Origin of the sequence: Neobacillus sp. D3-1R, from assembly GCF_052180215.1 — a bacterium.
Classification (GTDB): Bacteria; Bacillota; Bacilli; order Bacillales; family Cytobacillaceae; genus Pseudoneobacillus.
Window position 1 is genome coordinate 2,106,603 of record NZ_CP197471.1, and the last position, 20,529, is coordinate 2,127,131.

Annotated in this window: 24 protein-coding genes; 19 read left to right on the forward strand and 5 right to left on the reverse strand. The window is 35.5% G+C overall.

From position 1 onward, the window contains the following. Positions 1-20: 20 nt before the first annotated feature. Positions 21-692: an oxidoreductase gene (locus tag ACSBPO_RS10745; protein ID WP_442600040.1), complete on the reverse strand. Its 672-nt coding sequence runs from the start codon at positions 690-692 to the stop codon at positions 21-23. A 421-nt stretch (positions 693-1,113) separates the two neighbouring features. Between ACSBPO_RS10745 and ACSBPO_RS10750 the strand changes: the two genes are divergently transcribed. From ACSBPO_RS10750 to ACSBPO_RS10785, 8 genes are all read left to right on the forward strand, one after another. Next, positions 1,114-2,844: a S41 family peptidase gene (locus ACSBPO_RS10750; protein WP_442600041.1), complete on the forward strand. Its 1,731-nt coding sequence runs from the start codon at positions 1,114-1,116 to the stop codon at positions 2,842-2,844. Between the two features lie 161 nt (positions 2,845-3,005). Further along, positions 3,006-3,104 carry a putative holin-like toxin gene (locus ACSBPO_RS10755; RefSeq protein WP_442600042.1) on the forward strand — a complete coding sequence of 33 codons (99 nt, stop codon included), beginning with the start codon at positions 3,006-3,008 and terminating at the stop codon, positions 3,102-3,104. Between the two features lie 693 nt (positions 3,105-3,797). Next, positions 3,798-4,127, forward strand: a complete 330-nt coding sequence (locus tag ACSBPO_RS10760; RefSeq protein ID WP_442600043.1) for a DUF1904 family protein — start codon at positions 3,798-3,800, stop codon at positions 4,125-4,127. 14 nt (positions 4,128-4,141) lie between these two features. Then, the gene (locus tag ACSBPO_RS10765) at positions 4,142-4,927 is read left to right on the forward strand and encodes a GNAT family N-acetyltransferase (RefSeq protein ID WP_442600044.1); all 786 of its coding nucleotides are present in this window, start codon (positions 4,142-4,144) and stop codon (positions 4,925-4,927) included. Positions 4,928-5,262: 335 nt separating this feature from the next. Then, positions 5,263-5,847 carry a hypothetical protein gene (locus ACSBPO_RS10770; RefSeq protein ID WP_442600045.1) on the forward strand — a complete coding sequence of 195 codons (585 nt, stop codon included), beginning with the start codon at positions 5,263-5,265 and terminating at the stop codon, positions 5,845-5,847. Positions 5,848-5,861: 14 nt separating this feature from the next. Continuing rightward, the gene (locus ACSBPO_RS10775) at positions 5,862-6,191 is read left to right on the forward strand and encodes a hypothetical protein (protein WP_442600046.1); all 330 of its coding nucleotides are present in this window, start codon (positions 5,862-5,864) and stop codon (positions 6,189-6,191) included. A gap of 33 nt (positions 6,192-6,224) precedes the next feature. Further along, on the forward strand, positions 6,225-6,680 hold the full coding sequence (locus ACSBPO_RS10780) for an NUDIX hydrolase (RefSeq protein ID WP_442600047.1): 456 nt from the start codon (positions 6,225-6,227) through the stop codon (positions 6,678-6,680). A gap of 285 nt (positions 6,681-6,965) precedes the next feature. Then, the gene (locus ACSBPO_RS10785) at positions 6,966-7,430 is read left to right on the forward strand and encodes a VOC family protein (protein WP_442600048.1); all 465 of its coding nucleotides are present in this window, start codon (positions 6,966-6,968) and stop codon (positions 7,428-7,430) included. A gap of 492 nt (positions 7,431-7,922) precedes the next feature. Here the strand turns inward: ACSBPO_RS10785 and ACSBPO_RS10790 are convergent, their stop codons facing one another. Then, positions 7,923-8,459, reverse strand: a complete 537-nt coding sequence (locus ACSBPO_RS10790) for a DUF2202 domain-containing protein (protein WP_442600049.1) — start codon at positions 8,457-8,459, stop codon at positions 7,923-7,925. Between the two features lie 263 nt (positions 8,460-8,722). Here ACSBPO_RS10790 and ACSBPO_RS10795 point away from each other — a divergent pair, with 263 nt between their 5' ends. Next, positions 8,723-9,073, forward strand: a complete 351-nt coding sequence (locus ACSBPO_RS10795; protein ID WP_442600050.1) for a YciI family protein — start codon at positions 8,723-8,725, stop codon at positions 9,071-9,073. Between the two features lie 465 nt (positions 9,074-9,538). Here ACSBPO_RS10795 and arr read toward each other — a convergent pair whose 3' ends face one another. After that, the gene (gene arr / locus ACSBPO_RS10800) at positions 9,539-9,955 is read right to left on the reverse strand and encodes an NAD(+)--rifampin ADP-ribosyltransferase (protein ID WP_442600051.1); all 417 of its coding nucleotides are present in this window, start codon (positions 9,953-9,955) and stop codon (positions 9,539-9,541) included. Positions 9,956-10,356: 401 nt separating this feature from the next. Between arr and ACSBPO_RS10805 the strand changes: the two genes are divergently transcribed. From ACSBPO_RS10805 to trhA, 6 genes are all read left to right on the forward strand, one after another. Then, entirely contained in the window at positions 10,357-10,794 is a 438-nt protein-coding gene (locus ACSBPO_RS10805) for a GNAT family N-acetyltransferase (RefSeq protein ID WP_442600052.1), read from the forward strand. Positions 10,795-11,221: 427 nt separating this feature from the next. Beyond that, the gene (locus tag ACSBPO_RS10810) at positions 11,222-12,457 is read left to right on the forward strand and encodes an MFS transporter (protein ID WP_442600053.1); all 1,236 of its coding nucleotides are present in this window, start codon (positions 11,222-11,224) and stop codon (positions 12,455-12,457) included. A gap of 188 nt (positions 12,458-12,645) precedes the next feature. Further along, positions 12,646-13,275, forward strand: a complete 630-nt coding sequence (locus ACSBPO_RS10815; protein WP_442600054.1) for a hypothetical protein — start codon at positions 12,646-12,648, stop codon at positions 13,273-13,275. Between the two features lie 22 nt (positions 13,276-13,297). Further along, positions 13,298-14,068 (forward strand): alpha/beta fold hydrolase, encoded by a 771-nt coding sequence (locus ACSBPO_RS10820; protein ID WP_442600055.1) that lies wholly within the window; start codon positions 13,298-13,300, stop codon positions 14,066-14,068. Positions 14,069-14,245: 177 nt separating this feature from the next. Further along, complete coding sequence (locus ACSBPO_RS10825) at positions 14,246-14,443, forward strand: hypothetical protein (protein ID WP_442600056.1); 198 nt, start codon at positions 14,246-14,248, stop codon at positions 14,441-14,443. Positions 14,444-14,707: 264 nt separating this feature from the next. Next, positions 14,708-15,349 (forward strand): PAQR family membrane homeostasis protein TrhA, encoded by a 642-nt coding sequence (gene trhA / locus ACSBPO_RS10830; RefSeq protein ID WP_442600057.1) that lies wholly within the window; start codon positions 14,708-14,710, stop codon positions 15,347-15,349. Positions 15,350-15,412: 63 nt separating this feature from the next. Here the strand turns inward: trhA and ACSBPO_RS10835 are convergent, their stop codons facing one another. After that, complete coding sequence (locus ACSBPO_RS10835; RefSeq protein ID WP_442600058.1) at positions 15,413-16,294, reverse strand: oxidoreductase; 882 nt, start codon at positions 16,292-16,294, stop codon at positions 15,413-15,415. 415 nt (positions 16,295-16,709) lie between these two features. Between ACSBPO_RS10835 and ACSBPO_RS10840 the strand changes: the two genes are divergently transcribed. The 3 genes from ACSBPO_RS10840 (at position 16,710) to ACSBPO_RS10850 (ending at position 19,054) form a co-directional block, all read left to right on the forward strand. Further along, entirely contained in the window at positions 16,710-17,867 is a 1,158-nt protein-coding gene (locus ACSBPO_RS10840; protein ID WP_442600059.1) for a DUF4317 domain-containing protein, read from the forward strand. A 161-nt stretch (positions 17,868-18,028) separates the two neighbouring features. After that, positions 18,029-18,562, forward strand: a complete 534-nt coding sequence (locus tag ACSBPO_RS10845) for a CueP family metal-binding protein (RefSeq protein ID WP_442600060.1) — start codon at positions 18,029-18,031, stop codon at positions 18,560-18,562. Positions 18,563-18,748: 186 nt separating this feature from the next. Then, entirely contained in the window at positions 18,749-19,054 is a 306-nt protein-coding gene (locus ACSBPO_RS10850; protein ID WP_442600061.1) for a hypothetical protein, read from the forward strand. A gap of 55 nt (positions 19,055-19,109) precedes the next feature. Here the strand turns inward: ACSBPO_RS10850 and ACSBPO_RS10855 are convergent, their stop codons facing one another. After that, positions 19,110-19,262, reverse strand: coding sequence for a hypothetical protein (locus ACSBPO_RS10855; protein ID WP_442600062.1), 153 nt, complete (start codon positions 19,260-19,262; stop codon positions 19,110-19,112). A 183-nt stretch (positions 19,263-19,445) separates the two neighbouring features. On the opposite strand from ACSBPO_RS10855, the gene ACSBPO_RS10860 reads away from it, so the two are divergent. Beyond that, positions 19,446-20,318 (forward strand): YitT family protein, encoded by an 873-nt coding sequence (locus tag ACSBPO_RS10860; RefSeq protein WP_442600063.1) that lies wholly within the window; start codon positions 19,446-19,448, stop codon positions 20,316-20,318. The last annotated feature ends 211 nt before the right edge of the window (positions 20,319-20,529 follow it).

Consider the following 20,529-nt stretch of genomic DNA (forward strand, 5'->3'; position numbering starts at 1 on the left):
CTGCTATTTTGTGGAGTAAGTTAAAGATTAGCTTTTTGGATGCTGTCCATATCTCCAGAAGAATAAATATGGATACCTTTTTGATCTATCTGAGCAACATGAAACATTGCATTTGCAACTGTATTCGCTTCTATTCCCATTCGACTCCTTAATTCATTACCCAATAGAGAACCCAAACCACGAACAATACCAATACCTATTTTTTCGAGCAAGCGAAACTCACTACGATTCCCTAATAGCAGGGAAGGTTGGAAAATAGACATGGTTTCATACGGAATTTCTTTTAATTTCTCCTCTAGTTCGCCTTTCATCTTTGAGTACCATATACGTGAATTTTTATTTGCATTAACAGAACTTACAATGAGGAAGTGCTTGGCACCTTTCTCCTTTGCCAATTCAGCAATCGCAATCGGGTATTCTACATCAATCCGATACATGGCTTCTTTAGTCTTAGCCTTCTTGATAGTTGTTCCTAATGTACAAAACACATCATCAACTGCAAAGTATTGCTCGAATTCTTCCAGTCGCTCAAAATCACAAATGACCTCCATAAGGTTAGGATGTTTCACTTTAAGTGGTCTTCTAACTAAAGCAAAAATTTTTTCATATTTTTGACTGTTTAGTAAGATATGAAGTAATTCATTTCCGACCAAACCAGTAGCTCCTGCAATTAGTGCGGTTTTTTTATTCATCTTGGTTTCCCCATTTTTTAAAAGTAAATTTAAAGGATGATCTTCTCCTTATAAGTAATTCCGATAATGTGAAGAAAATCTTATCGCAACAAAAATAATATACGATTTCGTAACATAAATAACAAGGAATTTAGCAATACAAATAGCACACAAAAACTTGAGAAACACCACAAGCTTTTTTTCTTTAATATAAAAGTAGTTCCTATTTTTAAACTTTATGAGACTGCTCTTCCCTAATATACCATAGGTCTAAAAGGGATACCTAAAGTCCATTTCCATTATAGTCCAATTTATTATCAGACATAAAAATAAAATTAAAATATTCCTAACGTTTATGTATATTTTTTACATATTTAAAGGGTTCCTTATACGTATGTCAAATATGTAATACTAATCAATCTAAATGGAAAGGGGAGAAAAAATGAAGAAGTTATGGCTAATTACATTGATATGTATTTTAATAACAGGTTGTACTCCTGCTAAAGATACTGTTAAACAAGTGGATATAAATACTTATGTTAAAAGTGTGGAGTTTAATAGTGAAATAATACAATCGGAACAAGCGAAAAGTAATTTATACATATTAGGTAAAGTATGGGGATTTTTAAAGTATTACCATCCGAATGTTGCAACAGGACAATGGGATTGGGATGCCGAATTGTTTAAAATCATCCCTAAAATTCTTGAATCCGGTAGTTCGCAAGATAGAGATTTGATTTTGGCAGATTGGATTACAGATTTAGGTTCGTTTAAAGAGGAAAAAACTCCAGTAGTCGATAAAGATGTAGTAATAGCACCTGATTTAGAATGGATCACCGAATTAAATCTTGGTGAACCCTTAGAATCAAAATTGACCCAAGTAAAAAATGCTAAAAAACCTAACAAGCAAAAATATGTAACTTTAGTCGAATATGATGGGAACCCCATGCTTCCTGTATTTAATGAAGCGGAATATGACTCAATGAATTACGAAAATGAAGGTTTCCGCTTACTTGCATTATTTCGATACTGGAATATTATTGAATACTTTTACCCATATAGAAATTTGATAGAAGAAGACTGGGATGTAGTCCTCCAAGATTCTATTCCAAAATTCATATCTGCTTCGAATGAACTGGAATATAAACTAGCTGTTTTAGAACTTATTGGGCGGGTTCATGATTCTCATGCAAATATTTGGATGGAGGACGCTACATTAGATGAGTTTTGGGGAGTGAACTCCGCACCTGTGAGACTATCTTTTATTGAAAATAAACCAGTTGTTACGGGGTATTATGATGATGAATTCGGGAAGCAATCTGGTTTAATTAATGGTGATGTCATTTCCAAAATTAATGGAGAAACTGTCGAAGGAATCTTTAAGGAAAAATTAAAGTATATCCCTGCCTCCAACTACCCAACAAAATTAAGAGACATAGCACCCAAATTATTACGGACAAATGAGGAAAAATTGAATATTGAGTTTATCCGGAGTGGTAAAACAGAACAAGCTAAATTAGATGTTTATCCATTGTCTGTTTTTGGAAATCCTACAGGATATATAGCTCTCGATAAAGAAGGGTTTCAAATGTTGGATTCTGACATTGCCTATTTTTACATTGATGATATTTTCAACAGTGATTTTCCAGATATAATGGCTAAAATCCAAGGAACCAATGGGTTAATCATTGATCTAAGAGGGTATCCTTCGGATGATCTCAGATTTAGTCTATCAGAATATTTACTACCAGAAAAAACAAAGTTTGCTAAGTTCTCTGCTGGTAGCTTAGCAAAGCCAGGTTTATTTAAAACTGCTTTTGAAATGGAGGCTGGTAGAACAAATAAAGATTATTATAAAGGAAAGGTAATTATTCTTATAAATGAACAAACCCAAAGTGCAGCAGAATTTCTGGCTATGGCGTTTAGAAAAGCTCCGGGTTCGGTGGTGCTAGGAAGTACCACAGCAGGTGCAGACGGGGATGTGACTCGTTTCGTGCTTCCTGGTGGGATTCAAACTGCTATATCAGGTATCGGTATCTATAACTCAGATGGATCAGACACACAAAGGGTTGGGATTATTCCGGATATTACTGTAACACCGACTATCGATGGAATTAAACAAAATAAAGATGAAGTTCTTGAAAAAGCAATTTCATTGATAAAGGGTAAATAGAATAATAAACTTTGATACTTTGAATAAGATAATGAAGTTGGGGTAATATTCTTTTAAAACACAAACATATATTCGTATATTTGATTAATGTGGTATAATTTAGAAGTACAGCTAAAAGTTGGGTGGGCAGTGGCACTTCCTGTGTAAAGGGGGTGACGCTGATGTTTACTGTTTACGAAGGGATCAGTCTTATGATTGGTTTTGCAAGTTTAATCGTGGCAGTAATCGCTGTTGGGATTTCTTCAGGTAAAAAGAAATAACCCACCCTGCTTTTTGGTAGAGTAGGTGGATTATTTCGCCCTCAGGCCACTGCACTTCTTGCAGATAGCTGTATAAAGAGCTTCCAGTTGCAGCTGGAGCTCTTTTTTAATTTATGTTTTATTACTAAAATTATAACATGTTTCCAAATAAAGTAAAGATTAGCTTCATTCAAGAGGAACATTGAGGACGTTTGTTTTATACTGACATGTATCGGACTCAGAATCCGCTATTTCCATAAAAATGATGTATTTTCATAGTTTATAGGACACAGAATCCGTTATTCATCATAATACAAAGGAAAATCGCCTATTTTTGGTTAATAACGGAACCATAGTCCGATAACCTCCTAAAAAACAATCATTTTAGTAAAATAGCGGAACGTGTGTCCTTTAAGATTGCTTTATTTAAGTATTGATACCACCCCATACCAGTTTAAAGTCATTCGTTCCAGAAAACTCGTATGATGTTAAAAGGGGCATGCGACAGGTTCCAATTATTAAATTAGATAGGGAATTTAATACACACTTATAACAGTATCGAATAAAAGCCATTCGCATATGAATTAGCTCTGTTTCTTGTTGATAAGAATCTAGATATTTACCCATTGAAATTCCATTTTATGCTAAAATTTATAAAAAAGAGGAATTATAAAAATTTTATTTAAATAGTCATTTAATTTTGGAGGTCTCAACATGCCGCAATTAATTTTTAAAGGAATAACGGTTGATCAAGTGAAAAAAATTAGTACCCCTTTGGTGCAGGAGCTTGCTGAGCTTTGTGATTGTGATACAGATAATTTTACATTAGAAATCACTCATTCTACTTTTGTTTTTAATCAAGAGGAGGTCCCAGGATTTCCATTCATAGAAGTGAAGTGGTTTGAACGCGGCCAGGACATTCAGGATGAATTTGCAAACATTACGACAAAACATATTCAGTCACTCGGCATTGCTGAAGTGGAAATAGCTTTTACCGTCTTTTTAGAATCTGCTTATTATTTAAATGGTAAGAATTTCGAATGAATAGGAGTACACAAATGAACTTTGACTTGAAACTATGCAATAAAGAAGAAATAAAGGAAATGATACATGAATATGTTTCTACCTTACAATCTCCATTTGATTCATTTTTAGAAGAACATATATTAAACTCTAATTTTTATAGCATAACCACGGGTGAAGAAGCAATTGGTTACTATGCAATTTTCAAAAACCAATTACTCACTCAATTTTTTCTAAAAGTATCGATGTATAGTAGTAGCCAAGAGCTTTTTAAACAAGTACTTGCCAGCCACCCGATTTCCTCTATCTTTGTGCCAACAAGTGATGAGTTCTTATTAAGTACCGTTTTAGATCAGGATTTCAAACTGACCAAACAAGCTTACTTTTTTCAAGATAGTAAAGTACCAGTTTTACAGGAAAAATTATATGAAGGCGGTCAATTTAGGAAGGCTGAGCTTAGTGATGCAGAACTGATTATGGAAGTGAGCCAGGACTTCTTTGATCGATTAGAAGATCGTATTGAAGAAGGACAAATTTATGTGTTGATGAATGAGAATACACTATTAGGTGTTGGGATTGTGGAGAAAAGTATTTTACAAGAGGGATACGCAAGTGTGGGCATGTTTGTGAATGATGCATTCCGGAAGCAAGGGATTGGCCGTACTATTATTCATCATTTAAAAGAATGGTGCTATCAAAATGAGATAACACCGATTTGTGGGTGCTGGTACTATAACACTAATTCAAAATTAACGCTTGAAAGTGCTGGAATGGTTTCGAAAACCAGGTTGTTAAATTTTCAAGTGGGGAATCAAGATTGATTAAGTAGCAAAGCTAATGTTCATTCTGTATGATTAATTGCTTTGCTATAGTCATGTTATCGGACTCAGCATCCGCTATTCACATAAAAAATTGGTATTTTCATAGTTTATAGGACACAGATTCCGTTATTCACCCTAATTCTTCGGAAAAGAGCAATTTTTGGCTTAATAACGGAACCATAGTCCGATACCCCCATAAAAAGCAATCATTTTAGTAAAATAGCGGAACGTGTGTCCGATAGATAGATTGAATGTTAGATTTGAGATTCTATATGGGTTTAAATGTAACTACTTTCCTGTCCATTTGGAACTTCGACGAATTTGGAGGATTGAGAATGAAAAAGGTTTTAATAATTGTTTGCCTATTATCAGGTTTGCTATTAGTAGGTATGTTAAGTGGATATCATTTTAAAGAAATTGGTGCCATTCGAGGCGATGTTAAAAAAATACAATCCTATGATATTGATGACTATGGAAAAGCCGTGTTGTTTGAAGATAAAACCCATCATTCCTTTGGCGTAGCTAGTTTAGAGAAAAAGTTTGGTTTTCTATACCGATATGATGGTGGTTCATTTGGTTATAGTATAGAAGAAGGTAAACCATTTCAAGCTACTGGAATTGGAGATGAACATGCTTTTTTAGTAGCCGTAAAAACAGCTGAAAATTCAAATATCGAATATATTGTCATTGGAAATCACATGGAAAATGTAACTCCGTCCACTACCTATGAGTTATCTATTGATGATATAAAGAAGAATCCTGATTCTTACAATATAAAGACTGTTAAAGATCATTATGTTCTATTTGTTTTAGATAATTATACAGAGGATACATGGACAATTAGGGCATTTGATAAAGCTGGAAACTTAATAGCAGACAAATTATTTGGTGGGGATATAAGATACATAGATTGGGAATAAAAGGGGACTTTGATATGAAACAAAGAGGTTATATTTTTTCTTTCATTATTGCATTTATGATTGTTACAATATCCCCAATATTCGATTCGGTGTTAGTGACTAACTATAATCAAGTAGAACATCATAGACTCGGTTTTCCGCTGCCTATCATTGAACAACATACAACCTTGACACCGTTAAATGAAAGTTTCCCGTTTAAGTTAGGACTGTTGGATCCAAGAGAACATCCAACAGATATTCTTTTTTTCAATTACTTGCTTTCAATAGTAAGTATAGCAATCGTTGTATTTATTGTTTATTGGCTACTGAATAAATTAATACTACCATTTTCAAAAGGTAATTAATTACCTATTTAAGAGGGAATTGGGGAGAATCAGATGTCGCAAGATGGGATTGTTTTAGTAGCAAGTGTGTCAATCTTTAATGACGATAAAGTCTTAATTATAAAAGAGAATAAACCTACTGCAATTGATAAGTGGAACTTTCCAAGTGGTCATGTCGAAAACGGTGAAGACATTCTCTTTTCAGCTAAGCGGGAAGTTAAAGAGGAAACAGGTTTTGATGTAAAACTAATCGGTACTACTGGTGTATATAATTTTGTTAGTAGTACAAACGATCAAGTTATTTTATTTCATTTTATTGGTGAGGTGACAGGAGGTTCTCTAAATCTCGAAGAAGATGTAATTTCTGACAGCAAGTGGATAAAAGTAAATGAGCTTATAACATTTGAAAACAAAGACTTACGAGAATCCAGTGTAATGAAGCAAATAATGAATAACTTATTACAAGAGAAAATACACCCAATTAGCGTGTATAATGAGCAACTAATTTGAAACGCCCTTGTTCAACTATCGTAAGAGCTCTTTACTTTGATTTGATATTTTTCTAATAAGCGAAAATATGTAGTTCTCTATATCAACCAAGCTTATGTGTTGGTTACTTTGTTTTTGGGGAGACTGTGTTACGATTGGTTCTATCATTATTGCGGAGTCTATAAAATCTCCGACTAAAGTTGTATCAAAATTCAATCCTTCTATCGAATTCAGGGTTATTTGGTATTGATATAGTTATAGTATCAAGTGAATCCAAGGAGTAATAGAAAGGGTTGGAGAGAAAAAATGATAAAGGGACTATTTGAAGCACATTTACCAGTAAGTAATTTAGAATCATCCATTCATTTTTATAAAAAATTAGGTTTAGACATGGCCTATAGAGATGAGGAAACAGCATTCTTTTGGATTGAAAAAGGAATGAGTTGGCTTGGTCTTTGGGAAGGAAAGGAAGTTCAAACACCATACCACCCGTCGTTAAGACATATAGCTTTTCGCGTTGAATATGAATTTATGAAACAATCTTTAAATTGGTTAAAAGAGAGAAATATAGAAGCAGTACCTTTTGGGACAAGGGAAAAGATTGATCCTTTTATTAGACCCTATCAAGGTAATGCGTCAGTATATTTCAAAGACCCGGATGGAAATAGTTTAGAATTTATGTGTTCTGTTCCTATTCCTGAGCATTTAAGGAACCACGCTTCTTGTACTCTCGATGAGTGGGAAATATTAATAAAAGATAAAGTACTGTAATGAAAGCTATATTGCCTTTTTTTAGATTCATAGGTCCCGTTTTTTTAACTGAGGTAGTCTTTTATGATGTAGTTAAGTAAAGAAACAGTTCATTTGAGGGACGTTTATACTTAGCTACCATGTTATCGGACACAGAATCCGTTATTTCCATAAAAAAGAGGTAATTTTATCGTTTTTAGGACACTGGTTCCGTTATTCAACATAAATCAAAGGAAAATCGCCTAATTTTGATTAATAACGGAACCATAGTCCTATAGTCCTCTAAAAAACCATCATTTTAGTAGAATAGCGGAACGTGTGTCCGATAATATTAAATGTAAACGAACTTATCTAGGATTTAGGTATAAAACAATGCTACTTTACCTATATTGGACCAAGAAGCCTTTCTACATGACCTATAAGGTACTGCAAAAAAGAACATGGTTTTACATATAAAACTAACAACGCACACCTAAAGTAAAAAACCCCAAAAAGGGGTTTTTTGATTATAGTTTACTGATATTGACTAAGACCTCTTTTGAATGCTGCTAAATGATTTTGGGAGGCATCACCAAGCTGTTTCATAACAGCTTTAACATCTTGGGGTAAATTTGGTAATGATCCTAATTTATTATACATGGCAATATTGTCAACTTCACCTTCAACGCCAGCTTGAAAAGCTTCTTTTAAGGATCCAGGTTCTTTTGAATACTGTTTCGCATTGTCTACGGGAACTTTTACATTATATTTTTTAAACAACGTAAGAAGTGCTGAAATATGCCTTTGTTCTGCGGACTTAATATTTGTAAAAGGTCTTTTTGAACCAAATTTTGCAATGATAGCATCGTATCTAGCTTGTGCAAGATACTCATCTTGAATGGCATAAGTTAACGCTTCTTCTAAAGTAATCGATGAATCCTGAAGGGCTCCTTTCGCACCGAAATCTGGTGGAACATTCGTGTCGGCACGGACTTCCGAATGATAAAGAACAATAAACAATAAAGCGATCATTTGGAAAATGATAGGTAATCTTAGTATTTTACTTCCCATTCTTTTCTCCTACCTTCAAGTGTATTTTTAGTTATTTTTCACCAAAATCATTATTAAATTCTAAAAAAAGCAAATTTATTTACCTGTCTTACGGTTGGTAACTTTTGGAGAATATATCGTTTCCGATACGGGATAGTGGAAGAGGAGATTGAAGGAATATCCAAATATTTTATTGAATAATTAGAAGGAAAGATTTTGACATAGCGGTTTTTTTAAAGAGGTTATTTTCGAGAATTTGCCTCTAAAAATAAAGGAGGTATTTTATGCTGTTTATGATGATTGTCAAAGCCTCGAAGAATTCTGAAGCCGGAAATCTCCCGAGCCCAGAACTCATGGAAGCCATGACGAAGTATAACGAGGAATTAGTTAATGCAGGCGTGCGGGTTATGGCTAAAGGACTTCATCCAAGTTCAAATGGGATTCGACTTTCCTTTCCAAAATCAGGGGAAAAGTCGGTGGTTACGGAAGGACCATTTACGGAAACAGAAGAATTGATTGCCGGATTTATTTTGATTGATGTGAAGTCGAGGGAAGAAGCCATCGAGTGGGCCATGCGAATGCCAGACCCGCAAGGAAATGGGGAAGGCCAGATCGAATTGCGTCAAGTGTTTTGAGCACCTGAAATATAGCTGATAGAAGTTGAATTTTTTCGCCTTAGGCCACTCCACTACTTACATATAGTTGTATAAAGAGCTACCAGTAGCAGCGGGGGCTCTTTTTTTGATGTGTGATTTTGTTAAAGGGACGATTTCATTCATTAGGATTTATGGCGACGCTTCTTCTTAGCTAGGATTTTATAGGACACAGAATCCGCTATTTCTATAAAAAAGAGTATTTTCATGGTTTATAGGACACTGGTTCCGTTATTCAACCTAAATCCAAGGGAAATTGCCTATTTTTGATTCATAACGGAATCATAGTCCGATAACCACCTAAAAAGCTATCATTTAAGTAAAATAGCGGAACGTGTGTCCGATAAAATTAAGTTAATCGACCTTATTAAGGCTTAAGGTATAACACCATGCCGCTTTACCTATATTGGACCAAGAAGCCTCTCGTTAACAACCTATCATGTTAGATTAGTCGTCTATTACAGCTTTTCCTTGTTCACGTAACTTTTTTAGAGCTGTAAGCATATGATTTATTTGTTCCTCGGAATGTCTTTCCCATGAACCTAATTCAGCTATTATTTTCAAAGGCGATTTAGATCTATAAGAACGTGTTGGGTTCCCTGGAAATTTTTTGTCAGTTAAGTTCGGATCATTTTCAAAATCACCTAATGGTTCTACAATGTAAATTCTTTCCTTTGAGTTAGATGTTGCTAATTCAGCACCCCATTTAGCCGCCTCTAATGTTCCAGTGAAGTATATATAGTTCGATTTTTTGTCTTGGTAATTTGATAAGTGTTGCGGTTCTAACAAATCACCAATTTTTAGTTCTGCTTTAGTACCATGAAAAAAAGGACCATTATCCAAGACAACTTTTTTGTCATTCATATGATACACCTCTTATATTTTTAGATTTGTATATAACAGTATAGGGCAGGAAATTTAAGAAGTGTAGTCTATAAATCATTTATCATTTGCAGTATAATGTAAGTAGAGAGATTGATTTATATGCGTGTTAATCGAAGTTTATGGTTGGTAGGGGTTTTTGGACTGACATATGTTTTTGAATATATAAACATTCGGGAGCTAAACTTCCATAATGATTGATCCGATAAAGCCGAGACTATACGGGATATTATTCATCCTTTGTATAATCTCGGTTTTTTGTTTTTTGTGGAAAGTATAAGGCAGGTTAGCATAAGAAGGAAAATTAATCTAAGTAACGAATTTATAGAGGACATTTTAACTGAAAGATGAGCAATAAGATTTTTGAAGGGTGGATTAAAGCAATGGATATAAGAAAACCAAATGACTTGGAACTCAAAGAGATTTTGTCCCTCTCCCCGCGAGCTATATATGATGGAACATTAGGTATGATTAAACCTTCTAACGAAAAAATTGAACAACTCATTGTGCCACTCTTAAAAAAGGGATGCTATTATCTAATAGCAACAGAAAATGATACTTTAATGGGGTGGATTCTTTTAGGAAAAAGTAAGGACCAAATTACCGATAAGGTGAATGGTTTTATTTATGAGCTATTTGTTTTAGATAACTTTAGAGGACAAGGAATTTCTAAAAGGTTATTGAAAACAGGCATTGACCAGCTAAAACAAGATGGTTATTCAGAAGTTCGACTTAGTGTATTTGAAGGGAACCACGCTATTAAATTGTATGAAAAATTAGGATTTAAAACTAAGACAGTTACAATGGCTATGTCCCTGTAAAAAGTTTTGTAGAGGGTATTACCGTATAAAACAGTAAAGAGTCTTCAGTTGTGGATGGAGCTCTATTTTGTTTTGATGTATGATTTTTGTTATAGAAGCGGTTTCATTCAATAGGAGATATGGGAACGTTTCTTCTTAGTTGACATTATCGGACACAGAATCCGCTATTTATATAAAAAAGAGGTATTTTTATAGTTTTTAGGACACAGGTTCCGCTAATCACCATAAATCAAAGAAAAAACGTCTATTTTTGGTTCATAACGGAACCATAGTCCGATAACCCCCAAAAAAACTATCATTTTAGTAAAATAGCGGAACGTGTGTCCGATAGATCAAAATTCTATACGTTTAAAGATTAAGAAACAAGTTCCCCCCACCTTAAAACCCCATATATATAGTGTAAAAGCCTAACAGGAGTAGATCGCATTTGGAAAAACAAAATAGCCGATATAGATGGGTTGTTTTCGCTTCTGTCTTATTTACCTACTTAATCATTTCGAGCCAACGAACGGCTCCCGGTTTGATTACCGAGCAAGTCATGTTGGATTTTCATGTAACAGCCACAACCATTGGGTTACTAACAAGTATCCAATTTTTTGTGTATACAGGATTGCAGATTCCGATGGGGATCATGGCCGATCGATATGGCCCTAATTTTTTTCTGATTATTGGTGCCATCCTTACAGGGGTAGGGACAATCATTTATAGTCTTGGCACACATGAGTTTGTCTTGTTTTTTGCGAGAATTTTGACCGGAACGGGGGACGCGACCATTTGGGTTAATATGGTGTTAATATTATGCCAATGGTTCAATGCAAAGGAATTTACTCGTTTAATCGGTATTGCTGCCATGACAGGAAGTCTTGGTTTCCTAGTGGCAACGGTTCCTTTTTCTGTATTGATTGACCTCGTAGGTTGGAGAGCGGCCTTCTTATCATCGGGAATCCTTTTAACATTATGTGGCATTTTCCTTTATTTTGTCCTTCTAAAAAAACCGAAGCAAACTTTCTTTATCCAAGTGGAAACACAACAGCGTGAAAAAATCTTGCCGCTTTTACGAAGAATTTTTTCAACACGACAAGCATGGGCCTTATTCCTTTGTCATTTTGGGCTGGTTGGAACCTATGTCGGATTCATCAGTTCGTGGGGAGTGCCTTATGGAATGAATGTTTATGAAATGACACGGACCGATGCGAGTCAGCTTACGATGATTGGTCTCATTGGGGCTCTTATTGGCGCTCCTCTTGCTGGTTGGATTTCCAGTCAATTAGGAGCCCTAAAACGCCCATATATTGTGGTACACCTTATTTCTTTCTTAACATGGTCGGTCTTTCTCCTGATGAAAGGGAATCCGCCTTTGTATTTACTGTTCACGCTATTTTTTATCATTGGTCTTGCCTATGGCGCCAATGCCTTAACATTTGCTACTGTTCGCCAAACGTTCCCTTTAAAAGAATCTGGCATTGTCTCTGGCTTTGCCAATACAGGTGGATTTCTAAGCGCCGTATTGCTGCCAATTATTTTTGGAAAAATATTGGACCATTTTCAAGTCGTTTCAACCGATATAAGTCTAGGTTATTTTTACGGATTCATCACGCCTGTAATCTTCGCCATGTTTGGTTTGATAGGAGTTCTTCTTGTGAAAGAAAAGAGATCTTTGTAGAAAATATATTGTGGCCATACTTCAAGAATCGAAGTATGGCTAATCTTTTGTTAAGTACAGAGATAAAGAGGAATTTCCAGGTATTTAGGGAATATATTATCATTGTTCGTTTATAAAGTTAGTTTGTGTAACATATCCAATCTTGAATGGGAGCTCTACTCAAAACATAAAGAGGGGGGAGTAGTGATATGACCAAATCGTACTTGTCCAATTTTTATAAGTTTACTGGAATTCTAGGAGGGATTCTATTTTTCCTCTTTGGTGTCATTTTTGCTTACTCACATGGTACGACTCCACAAAATAGAATGTTACCCATTTTCGGCTTGGATCAAGCTGTTGTTTTGACAGCCATCGCATTTCTTTTTTACATATGTTTAGGAATAACCTTAATTAGTCTTAATAAATACGTTTTGAAAAATGAGAAAATCGATCGGTTTTCACATAAAATAGTGCTAGTAAGTATTGTTTTTCTTCTAGTGTCTTTAATTATGCAAAACGTGTTAGTAGATCCACATACTGAATGGAATACACCTATTGCGATTATAGGGTGGTTATTACAAAATCTATCGTGGTTCCTATTTACGGTTGGAATGGTTATTTTGGGAATTAAACTATATAGGAATGGCTCTTTTCGTCTTATTAGCCTTTTGACTATCCTCTTAGGTTTATTAGCTGCCTTAACCATTTTAGGAGATTTAATGATTTATAGGTTCTCTAATGGAAGTATTACCTGGGATTTGATCCAGGCAATAAAATATTTACCTTTTAGCATCATTTGGATTTTACTTGTCATTCATATTTCTAGATTGAAAAATTAATATCGAATGGAGGAAAAAAAGAATGGAAATGAATGTTCGCACTTGGGGGAATCCTGAAAATCCACCACTATTACTTTTACACGCACTTGCCTGTCACAGTGGATGGTGGAGGTGGGTAGCGCCTTATTTGGAAAAAAAGTACTATGTGATTGCTCCCGATTTGCGAGGACACGGTCAGAGCACTTGGGCGGAGAGCTATCGGTACGATGATTACGCTGAGGATATTGAAGAGCTTGTTAAGAAGTTAGACCGTCCTTATGCTATGATTGGCCATTCAATGGGTGGTTACATAGGGCTAAAAGTAGCTAGTCGCGAGATTTGTCCACCTTCCGCTTTACTAGTAGCTGATGTAAAAATCGACTCTTCGGAAGAAGAACTGGCTGGCTTACACAAAGCTGCCGAGAAGAGTGGACGAATTTACGATACTCTGCAAGACGCGGTTGCCCGTTATAAGCTGCTGCCACCTCAGCATACAGCGCCTATGGAGCGTGTTGAGCAAGTTGCAGGGGAGTGTTTTCGTGAACAGGAAGATGGGCACTTTGGTGAGCGATTTGATCGGCGGACACTTGCCATTGAAAAAGTGGAAACATTGGTACTGGCCGGACAGGTTAGCTGCCCAACCTCGTTCGTTCGAGCAAAAGATAGCGTGGTAATGCCGGCTGAAGAGGCCAAACAGCTCACAAAAATCACCAGTGGGACACTGTATGAGATAGAAGGGGCATATCATCACTTACCTTTGGAAAAACCAGAAGAGTTTGCGGCAGTCATTCGTAAATTCTTGGACCAGATTTGATTTTAACTCTCGATAGTGGCAGTCTACATTTTATCATTCAGGAATGTAGTGATTCTAAGATGAGTTCAATGGCAACGATCCAATGTTGTTATCAAAAATAGTAAAATAGAATTTCTCAAAATACGGAATGATAATTTCCAAATATTGTGTATAATAAATATAAAGGAGTGATTTATTATGACACTATGGATGTTATTATTAATCTTTTCCGTTACATTGATTTTGTTTGGCGTATTTACGGATTTCATCGCAAAGAAAAAAGGATATAGATTTGAACGAAGTAATGGGTCAAAAAATACAAGTGAAGCTGACCTAATCTTAAAACAAGCACATTTGAACCAAGTTATCGGAAACGTTGATAGTCCTAACCCTTAAACATCGTGGTTCTGCACGATGTTTTTTTGTACATGAAATTTTTTGCACTTCAAAAGATTTCCCGGTACTATAACTGCTAAGATAATTGATTTATATATTCATAATATTTCTTATAGATAGCTAATTATTGTTATACTAGTATTGTACATTTCTTTTCACTTCTTAATTAAAGAAGGGGTAATCGGGGAACGGAACTTTTTTGAAAAAAAATTAAAACGCTACGTGATCCATAAATAAGGTATTCAATGGTAAAGGATGATTATGATGGCTAACACACACAGTTTCAGCAAGGGGGAAGAAATAGCAAATTCTATTACGCATGGGATAGGTGCTCTTTTAAGTATATCTGCCCTTGTGTTACTAATTGTATTTTCTTCACTGTATGGTAACGCGTGGCATATTATAAGCTTTACGGTATTTGGTACGACCATGTTTTTGATGTATACATCGTCTACTTTGTTACATGCCTTTCCTGAAGGAAGTAGAGTGAAAGACCTATTCGAAATATTTGACCATTCATCTATTTATTTCTTTATCGCTGGAACTTATACACCATTTATGTTTGTAGTCGTTAAAGGTTGGTTAGGGTGGACGATTTTTGGGGTAGTATGGGGAATCGCTATTGGCGGTACCATTTTTAAATCTTTTTTTGTGAAAAAGTTTTTATTCACTTCAACGGCGTTATACGTTCTAATGGGTTGGCTTATTGTTTTAGCTTGGAAACCTATTTCCGAAAATATGAGTTCTATCGGTTTATTGTATTTGATTATTGGTGGAGTATTGTATACGTTAGGATCTGTTTTTTACATATGGAGAGGGTTTAAGTTCCACCACGCTGTGTGGCACCTCTTCGTCATTGCTGGTAGTATTATGCACTTTTTCAGTGTACTGACTCTTTTAAATTGAAACATGGGGACGGTTCTGTTGCTTCATTTGAACCGTCCCGTTTCTTTTTGGAAACTTCATTTCCTAGTTCAGGTTATAACAAACCGAAGTCAATTGCTCCGAAACATCCCACAATTTCTTCATCGTTTCTTTGTTATAGACGTTTTTGTGCGGTACCTCAATTGCAGGGTTTCCTTTTCGATTTCCTCGACCGTCAGGACCAATATATTCTCCACCCGTTAATGTATTGTCCGTTGCTGCCATTATCGAAGGCAAAGCTCCTTTTTCAGCAGGTTGGGCAATTAGTTTGATAATCGGATCAACGTACCAAGGAGTCTTTTCTTTTCCAATTCTAAATAGATTCGTAGCTGATATTCCTGGGTGCGCGGCTAAACTGATCGTTTTGTATCCGTTCCTTTTTAAACGATTGTCTAGCTCTTTGGCAAACAACAGGTTCCCCAGTTTACTTTGGCTATAGAATTTCATCGCTTTGTATCCCTTTGAGCCATCCAAATTATCAAAATCAATCACACCACTTCGATGAGCAAGGGAGCTTAGTGTCACCACGCGTGGATGCTGGCCTTTTTCCAGTAAAGGGAGCAGTAAACCGGTTAAAGCAAAATGTCCTAAATGATTACAGCCAAATTGGAGTTCAAATCCATCTTCCGTTTTGGAATAAGGCGGGATCATGACCCCGGCATTATTAATCAGCAAATCCAATGATTGATATTCTTCTGAAATTTTTTCTGCAAATTTATGAACACTGGCTAATTTGGATAAATCCAAATAGCGTACATGAATTTTGCCTTCAGAAAATAATTGAAGGAGATTTTTTTTGGCTGTTTCTCCTTTTTTTACATCTCGCACTGTCATAACGACTTCGTATCCTGTTTTGACAAAATATTTTGCCGTTTCCAATCCTAATCCACTATTGGCACCGGTTATTACGACTACTTTATTAGACATATCTATACACACCTTTTTAGTAAACTTTTTATCTCTCTATCAAGGAATATATCTTGTAAACTTGTTTTTATCAATGGTATTAAAAAGTTTCTACGGTGGGAAACCTTAATCAATGATGAATTATGTTGTGTAAAAAAATTATGGGACAGAGAATCCGCTATTCGCTTAAAAATACAAAAATAACGCATTATTTTGCCACATAACGGAACCACGGTCCTTTAACAACAAGAAAGCCCTCTTTTTCACCAATATAACGGAACCAGAGTCCGATAATTCCCGACCACCCACATTTTCAAACTCCTTTCACCCAAAAAATCAAACACCAATTTTAATCATTGCTATCAAAATCAAAAAAATTTCAAGTATTACTATTTTTTTCTTTGAACAGTATAATCATGGATGGGAGTTGAGATAAATGAATAAAAAAGACATCGCAAATATCCGGAAGCAATTTAAGCTAAATAACAACCTTTTAGTGATCCGTGAACTTTTTACAGTATATGTTCAGAAGGAATCGGGTGAAATCTATCATCATTTTTGTCAACCGTTTCAAATGTTAGAAAAAGAAACTCAGGAATTGTTTTTGGCCAATTTTAAAAAGGTGCTGACAGGTGATGTGGATTCCAAGCTGTTTGAGCTAAAGTTTCAGCATGGTGTAGAGGACAGCACACAAACCCTTCTATTTCAAGGTACGCAAGGCGGTACACTAGACTGGCAAGAAAGTATGCTGCAAATCGTTGAAAAAATGTTTGCTCATGCTAAATACGAATTTGATACGGTGGTTACTTTTATCCGCGGTGAATATCGTAAACCGACGCGAAAACGGGATATGGAATCAGAAGACGGTGGAGATGATGAAGTGTATTCTAGCCACTTTACCCTTTGCAGTCTCAATAAAACGGACCAGCCGAAAAAAGCGTTAGTGTTTGATTATATTGAAAAAGAATTTAAGCCGAATAATGCCTCAGATCCGATTCTTAATTTAGCTGCACCAATGTCTGGATTTATGTTCCCGGCTTTTAATGACAATGCGGCAGATGTCAATCGTATTCTTTATTATGCGGGGAAAGTCAATCAACCAGATGTATCTTATATTGAGTCGGTTCTCAATTGTGAGGATATCATCACTGCGGCAGAGGATAAGGACATTTTTGAGGTCATCCTTAATAAAGTGGTAGGAGACCAAGTAGATACTAGAGTTATCGCCAATGTTTATGAGGAAATTGATAAAATTGTCCAGGAAAGTGCTGAAGCTGAAGAAAGTGAACCACCGAAACTAGACTATAAGGACGTTAGCCGCATTTTAGAGGTAAGCGGAGTCGAAAATGTAGATGAAGATAAAGTGGAACATGCCTTCAAAGATGTTATCTCTGATGAAAAACATGAATTTAAAGCGAAAAGCTTAGTACCAAAATCGATTAAGGTGAAAACGGATGTAGCTAACCTATCGATTAATCCGAAAGAGTTAAAAAATGTGAAATATATTATGTACAACGGAAAACGTTGCCTTCTGATAGAGCTCAATGAAGATATATTGATTGAAGGCTTTAAACTAGAGACAGAAACATTGTAATAAAGGGAGCGGTTCTTCTATTCGGAAGAACCGTCTCTATTTTTTCACAATTCCTCCACAATTTCTGCAAGTTTTTATGCTACTATACAATAGGTATGATAAACCTATTCCTTTCTAGGAAAGAAACTGAAACCTAGCAATAGACAAGGTGGTGAATACAAATGAAACGTAATCTATTAGCGATCACATTATTGGCTACTGGAATATTAGCTGCTTGTAACGGAACGAATAGTGACGAAGAAGTTTCTAAAGAAAAAGAACCTGTTAATATAAAAGAATTAGTTCAAGGGTTTAGTTCTAAAACAATAGATGCAGAGTCTGCCTCGATCACTTCAGAACAATTGATGGTGACTGAAAAGGATGGAAACGAAAAGACTTATGACTTAACGGATGGAGAGTTTTTTGTTTCGATTGCTCCGTATGAAAATCAAACCCATCCTTGAACCAACCATAGCTTGACAGGTTGTCAAGGTGAATTAGTAAATGAAGATTTCAATGTATACATTGAAGATATGGATGGTAATGTGATTTTAGATAAGGAAATGAAATCACAACCTAATGGATTTATCGATTTATGGTTACCAAGAGATAAAAAATATAAAACCAAAATAGAGCATGGGGACAAAGTAGTAGAAGGTGAACTTTCTACTTTTGAAGGCGACAATACGTGCATCACAACCATGCAATTAATGTAATCACGGGGACGGTTTTTCTGCTAATCTATTTGAGCGGAGGGCCGTTTTTGTATTTTCTTCTTGAATCAAGAAAAAGAATGAAACGAGTTCGAAAAATAATCGAAGTAACACACTGGATAAATTGAAACTTTTTCAAGTCGAAATCGTAAACATAGGAGGACTCTTATGGAGTAGGGGGGAAGACTTATGTTTGTAAACATTTATTTTGCAGTCATAATTTTAATTCCTTTATATGGTGTATTAATCTGGACTTACCGCTGTCCAGAAGAAAGTATATTATTTGGAAATCGCTGGATGTATAAAGAGGAACCCGAAATATCTAAAACAGCCATCCGTTATACGAAATTTGCATCGATGACGTCTATGATTGGATTACCTTTTGTTCTTTTAAGTTTTATCTTAGAAATTTATTTTCTCAGGTTCGTGCTGATTCTATTACCATTAGTATTAGTAATGGGAGCATTTAAAATATTTTCAGATGATAAAGAATAGAAAATGATCGAATCTAATAATGGAAAAAATAAAAAACCACCCGGGAGTGGTTTTTTTAATCTTTTTTCATGGCTCCTGCCTCTCGAGAGGTCATCGCCCCTTGTCCTTCACTGACATCTTTTTGAATTTCTTGTTTTACTTTTTGTGCATCCGTTCCAGCGAATTTTGGGCTCATAACAGAACCCATATTTTCTTGATTTTGTTGCATACAACTCCTCCTACCTTTCGTCATTTCATTCTTATTATTTTTAAAAATCACTCGAAGTATGCCGTGGATTAAAGGGAATGTTGAATGAGGAGGGTTGCTTTACGGATGACATACAGCACAAAGAATGAAAGTATCAATTTATGGTAGACTTAAAAATGAAATATAGATGAAACGAGGAAAAAAATGAGTACAATTCGAAAACTTAAGCCCAATAAACTAAAATTTGCTTTACGTGGATTAATGGTGATTTTGGGCGGATTTATCGCAGCATATGGTTTAGAAACCGTATTAATCCCAAATCACGTGTCTGATGGTGGTGTGACGGGTCTTAGTATCGTTGGATCCCAACTATTTCATGTACCTTTGGGAATTCTCATCGCTCTACTAAACATACCTTTTATCTGGTTAGGATATAAGCAAATCGGAAAAAGCTTTGCGGTTTTATCGATTATCGGTATTATTTCGTTAGCAACAGGGACAAGTTTAATGCATCATACACCAGCTATTATTGAAGGGGATACTTTGTTAATTACCGTTGTGGGTGGTATTATCCTCGGTTTTGGAATGGGGTTGGCCTTACGTAATGGCGGAGCATTAGATGGTATTGATATGCTTGCGGTACTTTTATCTCGAAAATTACCTTTTGGTACAAGTGATCTTATTCTTTTCTTAAATATTTTTGTATTTATATTTGTTACATTCGTTTTCGGTTTACAAGGGGCCATCCTTTCAGCAATCGCCTATTTTATTGCATCAAAAGTGATACATATTGTGGAAGAAGGATTAAGCGGGTCTAAAACCTTTCAAATTATTACAACTCAACCAGCACACATGGTAGAAACGATTCGGGATCGATTAGGGCGAAGTGCAACATACAAAGAAGCCTACGGCGGTTTTTCCCATGAAAAGTTTAAGGAAATTACCTGTGTTATCAACCGTTTAGAAGAAACAAAATTAAAGGAAATCATTAATGAAATTGATCCATCTGCCTTTGTTACCGTTTATGATGTGGCAGAAGTAAAAGGTGGGAATTTCAAAAAGAAAAATGTTCATTAAGATTAGGTGGTGAACTTTTACCGGACTTACATTCCGCTATTTGTGACATTTGGGGTGATTTTACAGTTGTATCGGACATAGGATCCTCTATTTAGATAAAAAGCAGGTATTTTTGCTTGTAAAAAGCAAATAACGTATCTGGTGTCCTTTAACACCTCAAAACTTGCGTTATTTTTATAAATAGCGGACCTGGTGTCCTTTAATACCTCAA

Coding starts and splice junctions, on each gene's coding strand:
- ACSBPO_RS10745 (WP_442600040.1), bottom strand. CDS start 692: ATGAATAAAAAAACCGCACTAATTGCAGGAGCTACTGGTTTGGTCGGA.
- ACSBPO_RS10750 (WP_442600041.1), top strand. CDS start 1,114: ATGAAGAAGTTATGGCTAATTACATTGATATGTATTTTAATAACAGGT.
- ACSBPO_RS10755 (WP_442600042.1), top strand. CDS start 3,006: ATGTTTACTGTTTACGAAGGGATCAGTCTTATGATTGGTTTTGCAAGT.
- ACSBPO_RS10760 (WP_442600043.1), top strand. CDS start 3,798: ATGCCGCAATTAATTTTTAAAGGAATAACGGTTGATCAAGTGAAAAAA.
- ACSBPO_RS10765 (WP_442600044.1), top strand. CDS start 4,142: ATGAACTTTGACTTGAAACTATGCAATAAAGAAGAAATAAAGGAAATG.
- ACSBPO_RS10770 (WP_442600045.1), top strand. CDS start 5,263: ATGAAAAAGGTTTTAATAATTGTTTGCCTATTATCAGGTTTGCTATTA.
- ACSBPO_RS10775 (WP_442600046.1), top strand. CDS start 5,862: ATGAAACAAAGAGGTTATATTTTTTCTTTCATTATTGCATTTATGATT.
- ACSBPO_RS10780 (WP_442600047.1), top strand. CDS start 6,225: ATGTCGCAAGATGGGATTGTTTTAGTAGCAAGTGTGTCAATCTTTAAT.
- ACSBPO_RS10785 (WP_442600048.1), top strand. CDS start 6,966: ATGATAAAGGGACTATTTGAAGCACATTTACCAGTAAGTAATTTAGAA.
- ACSBPO_RS10790 (WP_442600049.1), bottom strand. CDS start 8,459: ATGGGAAGTAAAATACTAAGATTACCTATCATTTTCCAAATGATCGCT.
- ACSBPO_RS10795 (WP_442600050.1), top strand. CDS start 8,723: ATGCTGTTTATGATGATTGTCAAAGCCTCGAAGAATTCTGAAGCCGGA.
- arr (WP_442600051.1), bottom strand. CDS start 9,955: ATGAATGACAAAAAAGTTGTCTTGGATAATGGTCCTTTTTTTCATGGT.
- ACSBPO_RS10805 (WP_442600052.1), top strand. CDS start 10,357: ATGGATATAAGAAAACCAAATGACTTGGAACTCAAAGAGATTTTGTCC.
- ACSBPO_RS10815 (WP_442600054.1), top strand. CDS start 12,646: ATGACCAAATCGTACTTGTCCAATTTTTATAAGTTTACTGGAATTCTA.
- ACSBPO_RS10820 (WP_442600055.1), top strand. CDS start 13,298: ATGGAAATGAATGTTCGCACTTGGGGGAATCCTGAAAATCCACCACTA.
- ACSBPO_RS10825 (WP_442600056.1), top strand. CDS start 14,246: ATGACACTATGGATGTTATTATTAATCTTTTCCGTTACATTGATTTTG.
- trhA (WP_442600057.1), top strand. CDS start 14,708: ATGGCTAACACACACAGTTTCAGCAAGGGGGAAGAAATAGCAAATTCT.
- ACSBPO_RS10835 (WP_442600058.1), bottom strand. CDS start 16,294: ATGTCTAATAAAGTAGTCGTAATAACCGGTGCCAATAGTGGATTAGGA.
- ACSBPO_RS10840 (WP_442600059.1), top strand. CDS start 16,710: ATGAATAAAAAAGACATCGCAAATATCCGGAAGCAATTTAAGCTAAAT.
- ACSBPO_RS10850 (WP_442600061.1), top strand. CDS start 18,749: ATGTTTGTAAACATTTATTTTGCAGTCATAATTTTAATTCCTTTATAT.
- ACSBPO_RS10855 (WP_442600062.1), bottom strand. CDS start 19,262: ATGCAACAAAATCAAGAAAATATGGGTTCTGTTATGAGCCCAAAATTC.
- ACSBPO_RS10860 (WP_442600063.1), top strand. CDS start 19,446: ATGAGTACAATTCGAAAACTTAAGCCCAATAAACTAAAATTTGCTTTA.